The sequence below is a fragment of the Streptomyces sp. S465 genome (genome assembly GCF_026898115.1).
GTDB classification, from domain to species: Bacteria; Actinomycetota; Actinomycetes; order Streptomycetales; family Streptomycetaceae; genus Streptomyces; species Streptomyces luomodiensis.
Genome location: NZ_CP114036.1, coordinates 9590544 through 9610303, shown reverse-complemented (window position 1 = coordinate 9610303; position 19760 = coordinate 9590544). Strand labels below are relative to the sequence as shown.

At 70.3% G+C, this 19760-nt stretch carries 12 protein-coding genes and 1 pseudogene; 2 read left to right on the top strand and 11 right to left on the bottom strand.

Annotated features, from left to right (window positions below):
• Positions 1 to 112: 112 nt before the first annotated feature.
• Entirely contained in the window at positions 113 to 379 is a 267-nt protein-coding gene (locus tag N6H00_RS39835) for a hypothetical protein (RefSeq protein WP_268976789.1), read from the bottom strand.
• Positions 380 to 542: 163 nt separating this feature from the next.
• Positions 543 to 845, bottom strand: a complete 303-nt coding sequence (locus N6H00_RS39830; protein ID WP_268977285.1) for a mycothiol transferase — start codon at positions 843 to 845, stop codon at positions 543 to 545.
• A 166-nt stretch (positions 846 to 1011) separates the two neighbouring features.
• On the opposite strand from N6H00_RS39830, the pseudogene N6H00_RS39825 reads away from it, so the two are divergent.
• Positions 1012 to 1228 (top strand): annotated as a pseudogene (locus N6H00_RS39825) (transposase family protein); the annotation flags it as partial.
• A 31-nt stretch (positions 1229 to 1259) separates the two neighbouring features.
• Here the strand turns inward: N6H00_RS39825 and N6H00_RS39820 are convergent.
• The 4 genes from N6H00_RS39820 to dpgA form a co-directional block, all read right to left on the bottom strand.
• The gene (locus N6H00_RS39820; RefSeq protein WP_268976788.1) at positions 1260 to 2570 is read right to left on the bottom strand and encodes an aminotransferase-like domain-containing protein; all 1311 of its coding nucleotides are present in this window, start codon (positions 2568 to 2570) and stop codon (positions 1260 to 1262) included.
• A 94-nt stretch (positions 2571 to 2664) separates the two neighbouring features.
• Complete coding sequence (gene dpgC / locus N6H00_RS39815; protein WP_268976786.1) at positions 2665 to 4035, bottom strand: (3,5-dihydroxyphenyl)acetyl-CoA 1,2-dioxygenase DpgC; 1371 nt, start codon at positions 4033 to 4035, stop codon at positions 2665 to 2667.
• The gene (gene dpgB, locus N6H00_RS39810) at positions 4032 to 4772 is read right to left on the bottom strand and encodes an enoyl-CoA-hydratase DpgB (RefSeq protein WP_268976785.1); all 741 of its coding nucleotides are present in this window, start codon (positions 4770 to 4772) and stop codon (positions 4032 to 4034) included. Before dpgB ends, dpgC begins: the two co-directional genes overlap by 4 nt.
• A 20-nt stretch (positions 4773 to 4792) precedes the next feature.
• On the bottom strand, positions 4793 to 5905 hold the full coding sequence (gene dpgA / locus N6H00_RS39805; protein ID WP_443073184.1) for a 3,5-dihydroxyphenylacetyl-CoA synthase DpgA: 1113 nt from the start codon (positions 5903 to 5905) through the stop codon (positions 4793 to 4795).
• A gap of 1826 nt (positions 5906 to 7731) precedes the next feature.
• Here dpgA and N6H00_RS39800 point away from each other — a divergent pair.
• The gene (locus N6H00_RS39800; protein ID WP_268976784.1) at positions 7732 to 10146 is read left to right on the top strand and encodes an ATP-binding protein; all 2415 of its coding nucleotides are present in this window, start codon (positions 7732 to 7734) and stop codon (positions 10144 to 10146) included.
• A 92-nt stretch (positions 10147 to 10238) separates the two neighbouring features.
• On the opposite strand, the gene N6H00_RS39795 is transcribed toward N6H00_RS39800, so the two are convergent.
• Genes N6H00_RS39795 through N6H00_RS39775 form a run of 5 tightly spaced genes read right to left on the bottom strand, consistent with a single transcriptional unit; the run spans position 10239 to position 19736 of the window.
• Entirely contained in the window at positions 10239 to 12470 is a 2232-nt protein-coding gene (locus tag N6H00_RS39795) for a pyridoxal-phosphate dependent enzyme (protein ID WP_268976783.1), read from the bottom strand.
• Positions 12460 to 13380 carry a GHMP family kinase ATP-binding protein gene (locus tag N6H00_RS39790; RefSeq protein ID WP_268976782.1) on the bottom strand — a complete coding sequence of 307 codons (921 nt, stop codon included), beginning with the start codon at positions 13378 to 13380 and terminating at the stop codon, positions 12460 to 12462. The genes N6H00_RS39795 and N6H00_RS39790 overlap by 11 nt, the downstream gene beginning before the upstream one ends.
• On the bottom strand, positions 13377 to 14867 hold the full coding sequence (locus N6H00_RS39785) for an argininosuccinate lyase (protein ID WP_268976781.1): 1491 nt from the start codon (positions 14865 to 14867) through the stop codon (positions 13377 to 13379). The genes N6H00_RS39790 and N6H00_RS39785 overlap by 4 nt, the downstream gene beginning before the upstream one ends.
• On the bottom strand, positions 14858 to 16501 hold the full coding sequence (locus tag N6H00_RS39780) for a condensation domain-containing protein (RefSeq protein ID WP_268976780.1): 1644 nt from the start codon (positions 16499 to 16501) through the stop codon (positions 14858 to 14860). The genes N6H00_RS39785 and N6H00_RS39780 overlap by 10 nt, the downstream gene beginning before the upstream one ends.
• 46 nt (positions 16502 to 16547) lie before the next feature.
• Entirely contained in the window at positions 16548 to 19736 is a 3189-nt protein-coding gene (locus N6H00_RS39775) for a non-ribosomal peptide synthetase (protein WP_268976779.1), read from the bottom strand.
• Between the last annotated feature and the right edge of the window lie 24 nt (positions 19737 to 19760).

Genomic DNA, 19760 nt, shown 5'->3' with positions numbered 1-19760 from the left:
CCTGCCCTCACCCGGTTCAACCGACCGGAAGGCCCGCGCCGCCACCCGGGACGACACCTCGACCGTGCGCCCCTCGCAGTCAAGGAACCGGAACCGGTAACCGCGACCAGCGTCATCGCAGGTGGCGGGCTCTGACGAGGCGGCCGAGCGGGTGCGCCGCCACTCGTCCGGCGATCGCGTACACATCCGCGTCATGGGCCGCGGCCAGGCACAGCAGATCGACCCGGGGCTCGGCGGTGGCCCGTAACCGCAGCACTTGGTTCTCCTGGCACCCGGCTCCGAGAAACACCCGATCCGAGCCCGTGTCGACGAGGTCCAACTGCCAGTGCTTCTCGCAGAATTCACGCGCGGCGGCGAGGTCGGGTACACCGAGCGCCACACTCCGGACATGGGTAATCAAGAGAGTCCCTCCGGGCTCATGCGGTTCGGCTTCGATCTTCCCGCAAAACGATACTACCGTCGCACTGAAAAGAACTACCCTAAATTACCCTTCTTCGCCGGCCTTCCGCGCCAATATCGGCTCCCCCGGAGCTATGGGGTTTTCATGCCTTCCCCGAGTACGCCGTGGACCCCACCACCTGAGGATTGTCCCGTAATGCATCGGCAGTAGTCACTTCCGCTTGGTAGGCGGCCATGACCTGTGCGGTGGAGGTGTCGGGGGCGACCGCCCACTCCTCGGCGTCTCCGCCAGGTGGATAGGCGACGACGTTCTCGGCGGCGAAACCCCATCGCAGCCATCGGCGTTCGACCCAGCCGAGGTGCTGGACCAGGCCGAGCGGTGACCAGCCCAGCGGTTCGACAGGGGTCCGGAGCTGGTCGTCGGACAGCCCGTCGAGCTTTCGCATCAGGGCCTTGCGGTACCACTCCAGACAGCCAAGGAGCAGTTCATGGGTGTCGAAGACGTCGACGGCCGGGCCATCGAAGAGCGCGGGAACTGTTCCGGGGGCTGCTGCATGACGGGAACGTAGCGCGGTCGCGCGGACTGCTGCACGGGCCTGGCATGATCTCGGTGTGGCTGATGTGATCAAGGCGTCGGAGCCGTCATGAATAGGCCCGTTCACTGGCTGAGCCCGCGCTGCTTCGGCAAGTTGGTGACCGTAGTGCATCGCGAGGTCGTGGAGGCGGAGGAGTCGCGGCGAGGGCGTGGAGCCTGCCGCTGGAGGACCGGGTGCTGCTGGTCGCGGCGTACTGGCGCACGAACTTGACACTGCGCCGGCTCGCCCCGCTGGACGACAACCCCGGCGCCGCGGGCTCCGGCGTCAGCCACCGCTGCCGCTGTCCGAACGGCTTTCGATCTCCTCCGACACAAAGGCGGTCAGGCGCCGCACCCCCTCCTCGATCCGTTCGGGATCGAGATAGCTGCACGAGAGTCGAAGTTGCTGATCACCTGCTTGATCCAGGTAGAACTGCCGCATCGGAGTCCACAGCACACCGTACCCGGCCGCGGACACCTCCAGCAGAGCAGCATCCACAGGGACGGGCAGACGCACTCGGACGAAGAACCCACCGCAAGGGCGGTTCCAGCCGATACCGGGATGCGATCCGTCTCCCAGGTGCCGGTCCAATGCGTCGAGCAGGCAAGTCAGGTTCCGTTGGTAGATCTCGGACGTGCGACGGCTCAACTCGATCAGAGACCCTCCGTACTCCAGCAACATCCCGCCGACCACGGCCTGGCACAACGGGGACGTGTTCACGGTGACCATGCTCTTCACGGCGGCCAACTCGTCCGCGAGCACGGTGCCGCCGCGAGCGGAACCCACCGGCTGATCAGCGATCACATAGCCAACTCTTGCTCCCGGGAAGGCGACCTTGGCGAAGGTGCCGATATGAACCACACTCCGAGCGGTATCGAGCGCTTTGAGTGCGGGCAGTTCGGCTCCGGCTGCCGCCGTGAACCCATAAGCGTTGTCCTCTATGACGAGGAAGCCCTCGCGCTCCGCGAGGTCGAGAAGTCTCCGACGGCAGTCAAGCGACATACGGGCCGCGCCCGGATTGGAGAAGTCGGGCGCAACATACAGCGCACGAACCGGCCGGCCCTCTTCGCGAGCGGAACGACACACCTCCTCCAAACCGTCGAGATCGATCCCCAGGTCCGTCTCGTCGACCGGCACCACATCGACGTCCAGGAGCCGGGCCGCCCCGACGATGCCCACGAAGCACGGATTAGCGACCGCGAGCACGCCCTCACCCGAGCAGAACAGCACACGCAGCACCAGCAGCATCGCTTCCTGAGCACCCACAGTCATGACGAGCGTGTCGGCAGGGACGTCGATCCCGTGGTCCCGGCGCAAGGCATCGGCGACGATGCCATTGATGATGCCCCGGCTCGGCCCGTACTCGAGAAGCAGTCGGCGCGCCTGCTCCGGGCTCCGTCCCGTTTGGACGAGGTGATCGATGAATCTTCCGACGTACCATTCGGTGTCGATGTTCTCGAGCGTGTCCGGATGCGGCGCGCCGGGCGCGAAGGATATCGCATCCGGATAGCGGCTCATCACCTCGTTCAGAAATCCGATCGAACCGAGGACCGGATCCCGCAACGAGCCGTGCAACGAGGAGGAATGCAGTCTCATCCGCCTGACCTCCTCCTGCATCCGAGATGGTGAACGCTGCCAGCCGTGCTTGCGCGGGGCGTGGGCCTCTGGTTTCCGCAGGTCGGTGCGGTGCTCACCGCTCGCTCCCCGGTGTCGTGCGCCGCCGTTCGCGTTCCTGCCAACGCCGTTCGACCTTGGCCAGAACGTCCGGGGCGTAGGCGCGTTCGGCCTGTAGGACGGCGAACTCGGCGAGGTAGGCGCGGTACAGGTCGAGAGGTTCCTCAGCGACGGTGAGCATGTGGCGGTTGGCCGAGGCGGCGGGCGCGCGGAGCGCTTCGACGGCCCTGTCGACGGCGCCGTCCATGTCCTCGGCGTGCACCACGGCGTCGCACACGTAGCGGGCCTCCGGTTCGGTCGCGGCGATCCGGCGTCCGCCGAGCACCACCTGACGGGCCAACCGGGCTCCGGTGAGCCGGGTGAGCCGGAGGTTGCCGAGGCCGGGCACGATGCCCTCCTCGGCGGCGGGCAGGCTGAGGTAGGCGTTCTCCTCGGCGATGACGTGGTCGAGGACCAGCAGGAGCTGCATACCGCCACCGATGGCGAAGGTGTCGACGGCGCCGATCCATGGCTTGCCAACACTCCGTTCGCTCCAGTCACCCGGCGACGGGGTGGTGCGCAGACCGCGCAGCATCTTGTTGACGTAGCCGAGCTCGCGGCCGAGGAAGAACTCGACGAAGGAGATCCGCCCGTCGCGCAGGTCGGTCAGGTTGACTCCGGCACTGAAGACACGGCGTCCCCGGTACTTGGGGTGATCGACGGTGCCTCCGCGCACCACACCGACCTTGACCGCTTCGTCGAGCAGGACGAGGTCGACGGCGGTCTCGAGGTCGGCGATCAGCCGGTCGTCCTCCGTATTCAGCCGGTCGGCGTTGCGGAACTCGATGTGACCGGCGACACCCCGACGTTCGAGGTACACGGCGTCCAGCTCGATCCGGCCCTCGGCACGGAAGCCGTCGAGGAGCGTGAGGGCGCGTGGGGTGGGCGTGAGCATCGTCTCGACGAGGTGCCGGCCGGCGGTGGGCGAGCGCAGCACGGCGCCGCAGAAAATGCCCTGGTCGATCTCCCGGCCCTCCTTCTCCGCCTGGACGAAGCGGCGCTCGGCCGCCATCTGGGCCCGGGTCGGCATCAGGCCCGGGAACCGGTCGGCGCCCTCGTACACGAGGTCCGCCAGGCGTACGGGACGGGTCAGCCCGTCGGTGAGCATCCTGTAGGCGGTCTCGGTGTGCCGGGCGAGGAAGGCCCGACGGGCCCGGCGGGCGCGCGCATGGACCGCGACGGCGCGGTCCCGGTCGTGGGGGGCGCGGTCAGGAGCGGGCGGCAGCGCCGCGAGCTGCCGCTCGGTGCCGGCGATGTACTCGGCCAGGCGGCGGGCGTCCGTCTCGATGCCGCCGGTTGGCTCGGGTACGGGATCGAGGGAGACGCCGCTGGGCACACCGGCGCTCATCCGGCCGCCTCGATGTGGCCCGCCGCCGTCCCGGCCGGGGTGCCGGGTCCACTGTTCCGCAGGCGGCGCAGCTCGCGGTCACAGGCGGCGAGATGCGCGCCGAGGGCGTCCTGGTACTCGGCGGACGCGGCCTCCTCCAGCAGCCGGCGGCGGATCCCGGCCTCACGGTCGAAGAGCCGTCCGCACAGCACGGCTGCGTTACGGACCGCTTCGGTCACATCGTCGCCGACCTCGTCGACGATGCCGAGGTCGATGGCGTCGGGGAGAGGGATGTCGGAGCCCCACAGCACAATGCGACGGGCACGGGCCGGACCGATGTGCTGGACGAGCCGATAGAGGGCCATACCGGGCCAGAAGTGCCCATCGTTGACCGGAAGTACCAGTTTCAGGTCCGGGGTGCCGATCCGGAAGGCGGCGGCCAGCAGCAGGTCGAGGAAGGGGCCGCCACACATGCCCTGGGCCACGGCGATGGTGAGGTGGTCGAGGCGTTCCAGGCGACGGACGGCGCGTTCCCAGCGGTTGACCTCATGGATGGAGACGGCGCCGGGCCATGCGCGGGCCACCGGCGGTGCCGGCGCGAACCGGAGGACGACGACGGTCGGCTCGCGCTGTTCCTCGGCCTCCTCACACACGGCGTTCACCGCTGCGGTCAACTCGGGCAGCGGGCTGCCGCCGTCCAGCCGGGCCAGGATGCCCAGGCCGTCGGGCAGCAGGGTCCGGTCAGACTCGGTCTTCATGTCAGCACACCTTTCTTCCCTCACCAGCCCACCAGGGCCGTCTCGATGGTCGACCCGGGCCCCATCGTCATCAACACCCCGAGGTCTCCGGGTACCGCGACCCTCTCGTCACGCAGCCGCTTGTAGGAGAACAGGAACGAGCCGCTGGAGAGGTTGCCGTGGTCGCGCAGGACCCCGGTGGTGTGCCGCACGTCGTAGCGGGACAGTCCGAGGTTCACGCGGACCGAGTCGATGACCTTCTTGCCGCCGGAGTGCACCACCCAGTGGGCGATGTCGCCGATGCGCGCTCCGGTGCCCTCCAGGAGCCGTGCCACGGCGGTCTCCGCGTTGGCCCCGACGACGTAGGGGACCTCGGGGTCGAGGTAGAAGCTGAACTTGCCGTGCCGGTCGTCCCAGTCGTAGCGCATCGCGTCGACCGCCGCGGGGATGATGTGGCTGGCGAACCTCAGCAGAGCCGGGTCCGGCGGGGGCTCCTGTGGAGTGGCGCGGACCGCGACAGCCGCCGCGCCGTCGCCGAACAGGCTGTTGACCACCGAGGAGCGCATGGTGCCGTCGAAGACGTAGGCGGCGGAGCAGACCTCGACGCAGACCATCAGGGCGAGCTCGCCGGGGTGGCCGGCGGCCCAGCCGACGACGGCGTTGAGGGCGTTCAGCCCGGCGTTACAGCCCATGCCGACGACGTCCAGGCGCTGGCAGGACTGTTCGATGCCCAGGTCCTTGATGAGGAGCGCGGAGAGTCCGGGGGTGAGCAATCCGGTGGAGGTGACGCAGCACAGGTATCGGACGTCGCCGAGCGCGGCGCCTGCGTCCTTCAGGCAGTGGCCGACGGCCTCCCGGCCCATCCGCAGCCCGCTCGTGGTGTGTTTGCCCAGCAGGTCGCCCTGGGACTCGACGGCGGGGAGCCCGTCGGGGCCGGTCGGGGGCAGGGTGAGGTTGCGGCGTTCGATGGCCCCGCCGAGGAAGACGGAGCGGATCCGCCGGTCGGTGATACCGAAGGTGTCGAGGATTTCCTCTTGCGTGTAGGAGGCCGGCGGGACGGCGGTGCCGACGCCGACGATGCCCGGGGCACCAGAGCCTGTCCGCTCCGGCGGGTTTTCTGGAGCTGAGGCCGCCGGTTGCTCCGTTGCGCGCACGTTTTTCCTCCGTATGACAGGTGACCGGTCCGGCTGGACGGTCGCGGATGCCGACCGCGTGGACCGCCGGGCCGTCGGACCAGATGGCCCTGGGGGCCGCCGTCACGGACGGTGGGGACGCCGCCGTCACGGACGGTGTCGAGGGTGAATCTGGGCAATGCGCCGCCGGACAGCCGCCGGTGCCGGACCGGCACCACGGTGAGAGCGACCCCCTCCGAGGTGCGGACGCACCGCCATCGGGGTCGTCGTCGGCCACCGGCCGGACGGCCCTGGTTCCGGGCACGCCTCGTTGACCGGGACCGTGTCCAGGCCGACCGGCAGTGCGTCGGGGCCGGCTGAGCGACGGGACGGCCGTCGCCAACCAGGCGGGGGCGGTGACCTCGGTGGTGTCCGGGTGCAGCGGTAGCGGCTGGTGCGCGGTGACGCCGAGAGAGCGCGAGGTGGCGCCGGGACCCCCAGGTCCTCGGTCGTCTCCTCGGCACGGCGCGGCGCGACGGGCTGCCGCTGCCGGTCCGCGCTCCCGCCGCGTGCGGTCAGCCGGGCGTGGTACCGCCCGGAACGCCCCGGCGGGGCGCCGCCGGACTCCGTGCGCCCCGTGCGCTCGCGGGGGCGAGCGCTGCGGAAGGGAACGAAGGGCGGTTCCCGCTCGCGCGAGGCACAGGTCTTCGCCGATTGGGCGAACCTGTCACGCAACGGTGACCACGCGTCCACATCGTCCAGAAGCACGCGACAGACCACCTGTCCCTCGTTCACCTCGACATGGAGTGATGCTCCAGGAAATCTTGGCGATCGGCGCCAGTGCTAGCCGCAGTTACGGGACGCCGGCCCGCCGAGGGTCCGCAACAGCCTCGGCTGTCTTCCGCTACGAGACCACCCCAGGACCGGAGCACTTATGACACTCCTGGAACAAAAGGAGCATTTCTTCGCACCACACGGGCATGGTTCGGGCAGCATAAGGATGCAAAACGGGCTTGGCTGCCGCGCACAGCCATGACTAGCATGCATGTGCGGCGTGATTGGCACGGGACGCCGAACCGCTGACGGGGGCGCAACTGGCACGCGGTCACGATACGTGACGTCGAGGTTCAGAACACCGAGAGGAAAGCCCCGGTTTGGCGCTTACCCACGTGAATGAGCTCATCAGCGGCTTCTCGTCACCCGGCTTCGGGAAGACGTACGTGCCGCCGGGATCGTCCAGCCATAAGCTCTGGAGTCCCGTGTCAGAAGGTGCGAGAAAAACGCCGGCCTCCCTTTCACCCGTTACACCCCTGAGTCGATAATCGCCCCAGGCGGCACTCCAGCGCAGCTGGAAATCAGCTGCGCGGCCAGGCGGAAATCCACCTGGCCGAGCGTCACCGCCTCGGCATTCCCCCCTCTCACCACACCTCTTCTCCGGCTTCCGGATATTCCCCGACGGCGTTCTTCCAACTCTGCGCCCGTCGTCTCACCCCCCACGACACCCGGTCACACCGGCCGCGCCCAGCGGCGCTGGGCCGCACCCGGGCAATCACTGGCGATGATGAATACCATTGCGTTCGCGGATGAACCGCCTTCGCGAACCGCAGCCGTGTGCCATCGCCACGAAATCCTTCAGTCCCGACGACGCGACCGCCCCCATGACGCGGGGCGGCGTCGCAGGGCAAGGCAGCGCTTATGGAGAGGTGCCAGGATTGATCCATAAATCCTCCAACACCACTATTTCCTGCGATATGTGCGGCAAGCACATCCACAAGAGAAACCCTGAAAGCGCGGCACCGCTTCGCTCCCGGTACTGCTCCAACGCCTGCCGACAGCGCTCCTATCGGCAACGGCAGAAGGCCGGCGGAATGGGCACAGCGGTTCACGGCGGGCCACTGACCCAGTTGAGCAGCTTCGTCGGCCGAACCGACGAGATGGTGGAGTTGGGCAGGTTGCTCCACGGCGGACGGCTGCTGACGCTGACGGGGCCCGCCGGTGTGGGCAAGACGCGCCTGGCGCTGGAACTGGCCGGGCAAGAGCAACGCAGCAGACACTCCGACGTCGTCGTCGTGAAGTTGGCGCCGCTGACCCACATCGACCAGATACGGCGGCAGATCCTGACCGCCATCGGCGAGCCGGCCGAAGACGGTGCTCCGCGCGCACCGCAGGCAGCCCCGTACGCGCATGAGAGAGAGCGCCTTTTGGTGCTGGACGACTGCGAGCACGTCTTGGACGAGTGCGGGGTGATGCTGAGCGAACTCCTGCCAGGACACTCGTATCTGCGAGTCATCGCCACCAGCCGTGAACCCCTGCGGCTCCCCGGGGAGGCGATGTTCTCACTGTCCGGTCTGGCGCTACCCGATGTGGACGGCGATTCATTTCTCTCGGAGTGTCTGCGGTCGGACGCCGTGCTCTTATTCCTGGACCGGGCGCGAGCAGTGGTGCCTGATTTCCAGCTCACCCCGGAGAACGCCAGGCACGTGGGCGAGATCTGTATCCGGCTCGACGGCCTGCCGCTCCCCATCGAGATGGCTGCCCGGCTGATAAGAGCGTTTCCGCTGGCCGAGGTCAGGGCTCGCCTGGACGACCGCCTGTCCCTGCTGACAAATGGATGGCGCCTGGCGGACCAACGGCATCAGAGCCTGCGGGCCTCGCTCCAATGGGGCTACGATCTGCTGAATCCAGCCGAACGGTCGCTGCTACGGAGGCTGTCCGTACTACCGGGGGGCTTCGGGCTTGACGCGGCCGCCGCGGTAGCCGCCGGCGGCAACGCCGCGAAACCGGGAACGTCCGAACTGCTGATCGCCCTTTCGGTCAAGTCCGTCATCACTCCGTGCACCGATCAGGACGGTCCGGCTCGGTTCCGGCTGCTGGAATCGATGCGGAGTTTCGGTCACGAACGGCTCGTCGCTCAAAGCGAGGACACCGAGACGTACGGGCGGCTGGTGACCTGGCTGACACAATTATCAGAACCGCTCCACCGGGAAACGTTCATCCAGCCCGCGATGTTCCGACGTTTGGAGGAGGAACACGGCAATCTCACCCATGCCCTCCACTGGCTGATCCCTGGCACTGACGAGCGGCAGCTGCTCCTGGCCGGCGCACTGGCCACGGTGGAGTTGTCACGGGGACCCGCGGACGACACGCTGACGCTGCTCTCGCACGTCCTGGACCGCGGTATCGAGTCATCGCCCTACCGGAGCGTCGCTCTGGAGTGCGCGGCCGCGTTGGCGGGGCGGCAGGCGGACTACAGCACGGCCATGCGCTATGCCGAGCAGGCCGTGGAGCTGGAACGCGGCTACGACCGCGATCCGCTCCTCGGCCGTCTCCTGCTGCTCCGCAGTGCGCTCCACGAGGCCCACGGCGACCAGAGCGGTGCCGTGGCGGACCTGCGGGAGTGCCTGAAGATCGGCCACCGTCTGCGTGACGAGACCCTGACGGCCCTCTGTCTGGTCGGTCTCGCCCGCTATCAGCTGCTCAACGGTGAACTGGGCCGGGCCGAGCAGGTGATCGAGGAGGTCCTGCCGCTCCTGAGCATGAGGGTGTCGCCACGGTGGCTGCACACGAGCCTCGTCACGGCGGGCGCGCTCGCTCTCGAGAAGGACGACCTGCCGACAGCGGAGGCGTACTTCGCCGAGTCGTTACGGTGTCCCGCGGAGCACACACCCGGGCCGGCCGACGCGCTCCAAGGACTGGCCATCGTCGCCGCCCGCGCCTACCGGTTCGAGAAAGTGCTTCAGCTCATCGGGGCAGCCGAGCAGCTCGGCCCGCGTGCTTCGTGGGGTGATGCGTGGTGGCGGGAGCGGGTGGACGCGGCACGGTCCGCGGCGCTGAAGGCCCTGCCGGCCAGCCGGGCCAGCGCCTCGCTCGAAGCCGGACGCGCGATGCGGCGCCGTCATGTCCTCGCCTTCGCCCTCGGCTCCCAGGCGGCCGGCGCGACCGCGGAAGACACCGACAACCTGCTGAGCAAGCGGGAGCGGGACGTGACCGCTCTGGTGGTCGAAGGGCTGACCAACCGGCAGATCGCCGCCCGGATGCATGTGTCGGTGCGCACCGTCGAGACGCATATCCGCCACATCAGGACCACCCTGGGCCTGCGCTCGCGTGCGCATATCGCGGCATGGGTCGCGAAGCAGCGAGCAGCGACCGTGCGCCCCGCCGTGGTGTCTCCCGCCGACCGGGGGCCGCTGGCCGAGGGCGCTCCACTCGTGCGGGGGCCCGCCGCGGGTACGGACCGGTCTGCTCGACCGCACGAGCTGCGAGGCGTACGAAGAAGCGGATGACCGCGCCGCGGGTTTTCGCCCACACGGTGGGGGCCGCGCACGTGTGGCTTCCGCTCAGCCCCCGCCGCACCGGCGAAGGTGTAGGCCGGCGGTCAGTCCTGGACGGTCACCACGTCCACCAGCCGCACGGCCGCGTCCAGGGTCTCCTCGACCTCCCGGGCCGAGCCGCCGCCCGCGATCACGTAGCCGAGTCGGTCGTAGGCGTCCCGCGGCGGCCGTACCGCGCGGCCGGGGGACCCGGTGGCCACCACCCGTTCGACGCCGGGCACACGCTCCGCCTCCGCGGTTCCCGTGATGGCCACAAGCTGTCCTGCCCGGCGCGCGGTCAGAAACCTGATGCCCGCGTGCCGGGTCCGGTCCGCGAGCAGCCGCACGGGGTACCCGGCCGCGGCCCGCACCTGCTGCTCCAGAAGGTCGATCCCGGTGGCCACGCGGACGAGTTCGGGGATCATGCCGCCGGCGAGCCTGGCGTTGATCTCGATGACCGCGGGACCCATGTCCGTCATCCTGATCTCGAGGTGTGCCGGACCTCGGTCGAAGCCCACCGCCTTGAGCGCCTGGCGGGCCGCCTCCGCGAGTTCGCCGGAGGCGGCCTCCGGCAGCTCGGCGGGAAAGACGTGGCCGGTCTCGACGAAGTACGGCAGCGCGCCGACGGTGCGCTGGGTCACCCCTACGCAGGCGGCCTTCCCGTTGTCGCAGAACATCTCCACGCTGTATTCCGGCCCGCGGGCGTACTCCTCCACCAGGACCTTGCGGGCGGTGGCCTGGCCGCGGACGTTCTCGGTCACGGCCAGCACGCGGGCGGCGTGCTCCATGGCGGTGGCGGCGTCCTGGCACCACAGCACGTCCTGCGACCCCGATCCGCCCACGGGCTTGACCACGCACGGCAGACCCACGGACGCGAGGGCACCGGCGATGTCGGCGGGGTCGCTGATCACGGCGAACGCCGGCTGCGGCACTCCCGCGTCCCTCAGCGCCGTACGGGTCAGCGACTTGTCGCGGCAGGCCGTCATCGTCTCCGGAGCGTGGCCCGGCAGGCCGAGCGCGGCGGCCAGCCGTGCGGTGTGTTCCAGGTAGAAGTCACTGGTCGTCGTGAGCCCGGCGATGGTCCGCTTCCCGATCGCCTCCCGAACCGCCCGGAGGACGTCCGCGTCGCTCTCGGTGTCGCAGGCGACCGCCAGGCTGCCGGTGCCGTCGAGGCCGGCGTAGCGAGCGGGGTCCTTGGCCAGCAGGACCGGCTCGAAGCCGAGCCGCACCGCGGTACGCAACGCGAGCATGCCCGTCCCTGTCGTGTTCGACTCCAGAAAGACCAGGACGGGTCGGTTCTTGCGCGGGATCGAGGCGAACGACCAACCGGTGACCGTCGTGCCGTAGGGGACCTCGACGGGCCGGGCGGCGATCGGGCCGGCGGGCCGGTGGCGGTACACGCTGTCCACGTAGCGGTCGCCGCGATCCGGCAGGATTCCCACCAGACGGGTGCCGGGCACCGCCTCGGCGGCGAGGTGGGTCAGGATCCGGTACACCGACCCGGAGGTGTTCCCGGCGAAGATCTTCTGTTCCCGGGCGAGCCGCTGGGTGGCGTCGAACGCCTCGTCGTCCGAGAGCCAGTGCACCTCGTCGAAGAGGCGGTAGTCGATGTTGTCGGGGTACAGGCTGTTGCCCAGTCCGCTCTGTTTGCGGGCCGGTACGTCGGGCTGGCCGAAGAGCACGCTGCCGACGCAGTCGGCAGCGACCACCTTCAGGTCGGGCAGCCGCTCCAGCAGCGCCGCGGACGTACCGCACAGGGAGCCGCCGCTGCCGACGGAGCCGACCACGACGTCCACCGTTCCCAGGTCGCCGATCAGTTCGTCGGCCAACGCGCGGTACGCGGCGGGGTTCTGCGGGTTGCTGTACTGCTGGGGCCAGTAGGCACCGGGCATGCCGCTCATCAGCTCCGCGAGCCGCTCCAGCCGGGCGCTCTGCCATCCCTGCCCTGTCATCGTCTCCACCACGTGGACCACGCACCCGAGGGCTTCCAGTTTGGCGAGGGTGATCGGGTCGATGCGGGGGTCGGTGACGATGTGCACCGCGTGCCCCAGGTAGGTGCCGACGAGGGCGATTCCCAGCGCCATCGTGCCGGACGAGCTCTCCACGATGGGCGCGCCTTCCTCGAGCGCACCGGACCGGCGGGCCTCGAGGATCATCTGCCGGGCGACGCGGTCCTTCATCGCGTAGGGGTTCAGCAGCTCCAGCTTGGCGTAGACCTCGACCCCCTCGGCGGCGTCCACCCGCAGCCGTACGGCCGGGGTGTTGCCTATCGCGTCGACGATGGTGTCATGACGCATGCGCGCTCCCTGGTGACGTGAACGAACGAAAGACGGTGGTGGCGCCGGGCAGGCGCGAGCATGCCGCGGCGGCGGCCGACAGCTTGTGCTGGTGGTCGGGGTCGCCGGCGTCGAGCAGGAGGCCGAGCATGGTGCCACTGTGGGCGCAGACCACGCCCAGAGCGCCGATCTCGTCGCTGACCCGGATCATGGCGTCGAGGTTCCGTTTGGGAACGTGCCGCTGGTTGAGGACCGCGCTGCGGGTGGCGATCGCGCCCGCCCGGGCGAGGTCACCGCGACCGACGGCCATGGTGAGGTCCCCTATCAGGCGCTCGTACTCGCGCTTCTGGGCAGGCGTGCGGTGCAGGGGCCGCTGGTTGAAGGTCACCGTGTCGAGGTGACCGCCCTCGTCGACGGCCACCACCGTGGCCGGGGGCAGTGTGCCGAGCGACGCGCGCAACCGGACCGTCCGGTGTTCGAACACCACGATGCCCGGGTGCATCACCCCGTCAGTGGGCTCGATCGGGCGCAGCCAGCCTTCGACGGCCGCGGGCGAGGTGTCCAGGCCGAGCACCGCCCCCACGGCCCTGGCCGTGGCGACCAGGTCGGCGGAGGAACTGGCGAGCCCTTTCCCCACGGCCAGGCCGCTGTCGAGGACCAGGGAGCCGCCGCCGCCGACGCCTTGGGCGTCGAACATGGCCCGCGCCAGGCGCAAGGACTTGGTCTTGTGGGAGGGGAAGACGTTCAGTGGGCCGTCAGGGTCGTAGCGGAACCACGCCCGGGTGCCGCGGGTGATCGGGAACGTGACGAGGAAGTCGACTCCGTCGGGCAGCACCCCTTGAAGCAGTTCGCCGAAAGTGCCGCAGGCGGTGCCCGCGCCCTCGCGCAGGTCCACGCCCGGCCGGCGGGCGACCAGCGCCGGCTCCCTCATGACCGCCGCTCGGCCGCGGCAAGCAGGTCGTCCCGTTGGCGGGCGGCATCGGCGGATCTGCGTTCGCGCAGTGACCACTGGTCGGCGAGGTTCGCGAACGCGCCGTCCTGGTCGGCGAGCATCGCCCGCACCTCGTCGGGGTGGGCCGAGCCGGCCGATCGCTTGGTCCGCAGTCCCTCGTCGACGTCGAAGGCGGCAACGAGGAGGGCGCCGGTCCGCGCGACCTCGTATCCCGCGTCGGCGCAGAGCGTGGCCAGTAGCGAGCCGTCTGGTTCGGTCGGCCGCAGCCCCTTGTCCAGGGCCCGCTTGATGTACCGCCCGGAGATCACCTGAGCCGTCCGCCAGGGGATGCCGCACTCCAGCGTCAACTGGTTCGCGAGGGTGAAACCTCCCAGGTACTCCCCCGCACACGCCTCGCGCATCCGGTCTGCCGAGAAGGTCGCTCCGGCGAGGACCGCCCGCGTCAGCCGCAGCACCGAGCGCATGGCGTCGAATTGGGTGCGCAGGTGCCCGCCCGCTTCCTTCGACACCTCCACGGTGTTGGTGTACGCGGTGTTGCGCTGCCCGGCGGCGATGTCGGCCGCGCGCCCGGCGACGTGGGCGCACCGGCCGCGGATACGTTCCAGTACGGGAAAGTTGCGCTTTTGCGGCATGGCCGCGGAGATACCCGACAGGTCGTCAGGAAGTTCCAGGAAACCGAAACCACTTCCGCCCCAGGCCATGAGGTCGGTGGCGAAGCGGCTCAGCGTCACCGCGTAGCGGGCCAGGTCGCCGGCGATCGCCATGGCCCAGCCGCGGGAGGCGACAGCCACCAGCGCGTGCGGCTGGACACGGGAGAAGCCGAGCAGTTCGGCCATGCGCACCCGGTCCCAGGCGAGCTCCTGGCCGGCCATCGTTCCCGAGCCGAGTGGGCAGGCGTCGATCTCGTCGTAGGTGTGCAGCATCCCGCGCAAGGTGGCCGTGGTCTCGGCGGCGAGGGCCGCGAGGTGGAAGCCCGGGCTGATGATCTGCGCGGCCTGGGCATGGGTGTATCCCGGCATGGGCACGTCCGCGTACCGGGCGGCGAGCGAGGTGGCCGCACGGCCCAGCGACAGCAGGTCGGCGGCCACAGCGGTCAGGTTCTCGCGAGCGGACATCAACTGGGCGCAGACCTGGAGGTCGTTGCGGCTGCGGTCCACGTGCCACGCGTGGAACGGCGGGACCGGTCCGGACAGGACGTATCGCTCGACAGCGAAGGAGATGTCCGACATGTTGTCCTTCGGATCGACGCGGACGACGTCCGGGGTCAGCGAGTCGAGCCGTGCTCCGATTCCGGCCGCCCCGGCGGCGTCCACCAGCCCCATCCGCACGTACTCCAGCAGCAGGACCTTCTCGATGGCGAGGTAGTGTCCGAGGAGGTGCTCCACTTCGTAGGCGAACTGCGGGGCAAGCACCTCCTCGTGCCAGATGTCGCTCGGTACGCCGTCGATCCTGCCCGTCACCGCCATGCCGTCCTCCTCGGGCGCTTGCGTTCGAGTTCGGTGGCCAGACCGGCCACCGTCGGGTCGGCGAAGAACGCCTGGATGCTCAACTCGGTGTCGTGCTCCGCCGCGAGGCGCGCCAGCATGCGCAGGGCCTGCACCGAATGACCGCCGAGGTGGAAGAAGTCGTCGTGGACGTCGGTCACTGCGGTGCCGAGGACGGCGCTCCACACGTCGGCGACCAGCTGCGCCGTCGCGGTGCGTGGCCTCCCGCCCGCGGCCGTCCGGGCGGGGCGCGTCGACGGGGCGTCTCCCGGCCGGGGCGCGACCGGAAGGCGCGGCAGGGGCATGTCCGCTTCGGAGAGTCCCGCGGCGAGCAGCGCGAGGTAGTCGGCAAGCAGCGCGTCGGCGGTGCTCTTCTCGAGGAGTGCCACGTTGTATTCGATGCGGACCGTGTCAGCCGTGATGTCCAGCAGCAGGTCGTCCTCACAGCCGGCGGAACCGGAGGAGGCAGCCCCCAGGCCGCCGCCCGCGGGCACATGGTTGAAGGCCAGTTGGTACAAGGGTGGCACCCCGGGCAGCCGTGGCACGGGCAGCAGTTCGACGAGGGTCTGGAAGGGGATGTCGTACCGCTCCTCGACATGGGCCGCCGACCGTACCCGGCGGACCAGTTCGGCGAAGGTCGGGCCGCCGCTGACATCGACGCGGACCACCAGCATGTTGACGAACGTGCCGATCATCGGCAGTACGTCGGCCTGACGACGGCCCGTCACCGGCAGACCGACCACGATGTCCTCCTGTCCCGAGTGGCGGTGCAGCAGGGCCACGTAGGCGGCGAGGCAGAGCATGACGGGCTCGGTGCCGAGCCGCCGTGCCGTACCCGGCAGCGACGCGGTGACCTCCGGGGGGAGCCCGGCCCGCACCTCGGCCCCCACGAACGTCCGGGCCGCGGGCCTCAGGTGGTCCAGCGGCAGGCGGTGGACGGGCGGGAGCTGAGCCAGTCGCGCGCGCCAGTACGCGGCCAACTCGGTTCGCCGACGGGGCGACAGCCGGTCACGCTCTCGCTGCGCGTGGCCGGTGTAGCTCAGCGGCAGCTCCGGCAGCTTCGGCTCCCGCCCCTGTTCGGCAGCCGCGCAGATCTCGGTGAGCTCGGCCTGGAGGTTGAACCGTGAGGCGGCGTCGTAGACGACGTGGTGGGCGGCGAACACCACCGCCCATTCCGTCTCCCCCAGCGCCAGCAGCTCCGCGCGCCACAGGGGGGCTCGCTCCAGGTCGAAGGGCCGGCGTGCCAGCTCTGTCCTGCGAGAGCGCCGGACGTCCACCTGCTGGGCATCGTCCGCGCCGGTCAGGTCGACGTGGCGGAGCGCCAGGTCGATCCGCGGGAGTACGTACTGTGTGAGCCGGCCGTCGACGACCCGCAGGGACGTGCGCAGGGCCTCGTGGCGCTGCACCAGCAGGACGAAGGCGTGCCGCAGGTCGGCCTCGGTCACCGCGGCGTGCACGACCAACTCATCGACGATGCGGTACGCCGAGGCGTCGGGCGCCATCCGGCCGGCGAACCACACGCGCTCCTGTGCGAAGGACGCGGGGACGGCGCGCGGCACGGCACCGGGAACCGGCTGCGGCTCGGCGCGCGCCGCGTGCCCTGGTCCTGTCGTCATGGCGTGGGGCGGGACGGACGCGGCCGGGGCAGCGGGCGGGGGCCGGTCACGCCCGCTCACCGCCGGTGCCCGCGCCGGTGCCCGGCCGGACGTGGCCGGGAATCCGCACCGCGTCGCCCATGACCACCACGATCTCGCGCTGCCCCTCGAAGGGTTCCCGGCTGTGGGCCATCCTGAGGTTGTCGACGACGAGGACGTCCCCGCGTCGCCACGGCTCGCCGACCGTGAACCGGTCGTACACGGCGTTGACGGCCTCCACGGTGTCGCCGTCGATGGCCGTGCCGTCGCCGACCATCGTGTGGAACGGCAGGCCGTGCGGCCCGTAGACGTCGGTGAGGTACTCGCGGACGGCCGGATCCATCGTCAGCCCATTGAGGAAGGCGATCTGGTTGAACCATCCGGGAACGCCTGTCGTGGGATGCCGTACGACGGCGGCGCGCCGCTGGCGGGTGCGCAGCCGGTCCCCGGGCAGCCACTCGTGGTCGATGCCGGCGGCGGCGCAGTACGCGTCCACTTCGGCACGGTCGTCGGTGCCGAACGCTTCCGGCCACGCCACGCCCACCTCGTGGTACATGCGGGTCAGCAGCCAGCCGTGGCGCTCGAACGGGGCGACGAGACCGGGCGGCAGCGCCTTGAGGACCTGCTGGGAGTCCGCGACGTTGGTCCTGCCGCCCCGGTCGGGGGCCGTGAGGCAGCCGAAGACCAGGATGCCGGGGACCGTCGCGGCGTAGCTCAGTTCATGGTGCATGCACATCGGCTCGTCCGACGGCCAATGGCTGGAGGAGTAGAGCCCCGGGGCGTGGGCGGTCCTCGGGGCGAAGCCTTCGCGTTCGGTCATCGCGGTGATCCCGAGTCCTTCCGCGACCGCGGCGACGTCGGCGGCTGTGCGCACCCCGATGCCGCGCAGCAGCACGGCGCCGGACTCGGCGACGGCCGCGCGGACGGCGTCGCGGTGGTCGGCCGCCCAGGCGGCGGGGCCGTTGTCGGGCTGTGCGGCGAGCACGCGTGGCACGGGCTGCGACGCGGTGTCCGGCGCCGCGGCGGCCTTGCGGTCGACCAGGGCGGCGACGTCCGCGACGGTGGGGGCGTCCCACAGGTCGGCGACGGTCACCTGGCGGTCCAGGGCGATCGACAGGCGGATCGCGGAGAGTGAGGTGCCGCCGAGTTCGGTGAAGCGGGAGGCGCGTGCGATCCGCTCCCGCGGGACCTTCAGCACCTGTGCCCACAGGTCCGCGATGCTGCGCTCGGTCTCCGTGGCGAACTCCGTGTCCGGCACGTGCCCGGTACCGTGCCGCTCTCGCTGGGCGAGATCGGTCAGGGAGATCCTGTCGATCTTCCCATTGCCGGACAGCGGCAGCTCAGGGGTGTGGTAGAGGCGCGGCGGGACCATGTACTCGGGCAGGGTCCGGGCGAGTGTCCTGGCGACCTGCCCCACGTCCGGCGCGTCCGCGCCGGTGTAGTAGCCGACGAGTTGCGGCTCGGTGGCGGATCCGGCGACGACCACGGCGCCGTCCCGCACCCCGGGAACCTGTAGGAGCCGGTCCTCGACCTCGCCGATCTCGATCCTGAATCCGCTGATCTTGACCTGCGAGTCGCGGCGGCCGAGGTATTCCAGTTCACCGGAGGTCAGCCAGCGGCCGAAGTCGCCCGAGCGGTAGAGGCGCTCGGGCGGCCGGTGGGGGTCGCGGCCGAAGACGGCCGCCGTGCGCTCCGGGTCGTTCACGTATCCGCGGCCCACGCAGACGCCGGCGATCACGATTTCACCTGGGCAGCCCACCGGGAGAAGCTGGAGCGTCTCGTCCATGACGTAGACGCGCGAGTTGCGCACGGGGGCGCCGAGCGGCACGGAGCGGTGTGCGGGCAGGGCGTGCATGACACCGTGGTTGGAGTCGTCGCTCACCTCTGTAAGGCCGTAGCAGTTGACCAGCGGCACGGTGGGGAAGGCGTCGAACCAGCGGCGCACCAGCTCCTTTTTCAGCGCCTCGCCGGTGACCGCCATGACGCGCAGGCCGGGCAGCTCCCGGTGCTCCTCGGCCAGCGTGGAGAGGAGGAGTTCGAGGTAGGTGGGAACCAGCTGCGCCACCTGGACACCGTTGTCGGCCAGGGCGTCGATGAACGAGTGAACGTCCATGATCACGTCCTGCTCGATGATGAGCGTCCGGCCGCCCATGAGGAGCCCGGAGACGAGCTGCCACAGCGAGATGTCGAAGCACTGCGGCGCGGTCTGCGCCACGACGTCCCCCTCCTGGACGCCGAGGTCTTCGATCTTGGCGTAGAGGTGGTTGAGGAAGCCGTCGTGCTCGCACATGGCGCCCTTGGGTTCGCCGGTGGAGCCCGAGGTGAAGTAGATGTACGCGAGCTGGTCCCCCGGGACGGCGAGGTCGAGGTCGTGGCGCGGGCCGCCTTCGTCGAGAACGTCCCGTACATACAGGCGCCGCGTGTCCTGGCCGGCCAGCGCCTCCTCCAGCGGTGCGACACCGTGGTCGGCGAGCACCCACCGGCACTCTCCCCTGGTGAGCGTGTTCGCCATCCGCTCGGCGGGGAAGTGCGGTTCGAGCGGCAGATAGCAACCGCCTGCCTTGAAGACGGCGATGACGGCCGCGAGCCATTCCAGGGTGCGTTCCGTCACCACCGCCACGACGTCCTCCGCGCGCACCCCTTCCCGGTGCAGGGTCCAGGCGATGGCGTTGGCGTTCTCGTTCACCTCGCGGTAGGTCCAGCTCCGGCCGCCCTGGACAGCGGCCACCGCATCGGGGTGGCGGCGCGCCCGGTCCTGGAACAGCTCGTGGAAACGACGCCCCGGCAACGGCTTCACCGGTCCGGAGCACAAAGCGATCGTCTCCTCGGTCTCCGCCTCGGACAGCAGGCCGTGGCTGGTGTGCGGTTCGTCGGGGAACTCGGTGAGCACGCGCAGGGCGCCCCGCACGTAGCCGTCCAGGCGCTCGGCGGACACGTGGGGGTGCCCGGTCGTGCTGTCCCAGGCGTCGTCGGCCTCCTTCCGCCCTCCCGGAGTGGCCACGCGCTGGATCAGGTCGCGCCATGTGGCGTCGGGGGAAAGGACCGGTGCCCCGGTGGCGACGGCCGCGACCTTCAGCCGGGCGGCGGCCTCGACCGTCTCGGTGTCGACGCCGCAGGCGCGGGCGAGAACGGTGACGGCGCCGGCCGGCCCGGCGGACGGTTCCGGGGCCGGTGTGGCCCGCGCGTCGCCCGCCTCGCGAGGGGCTGTGTCCTGCATGGAGTTCCTCCTTGTCGGTGACCT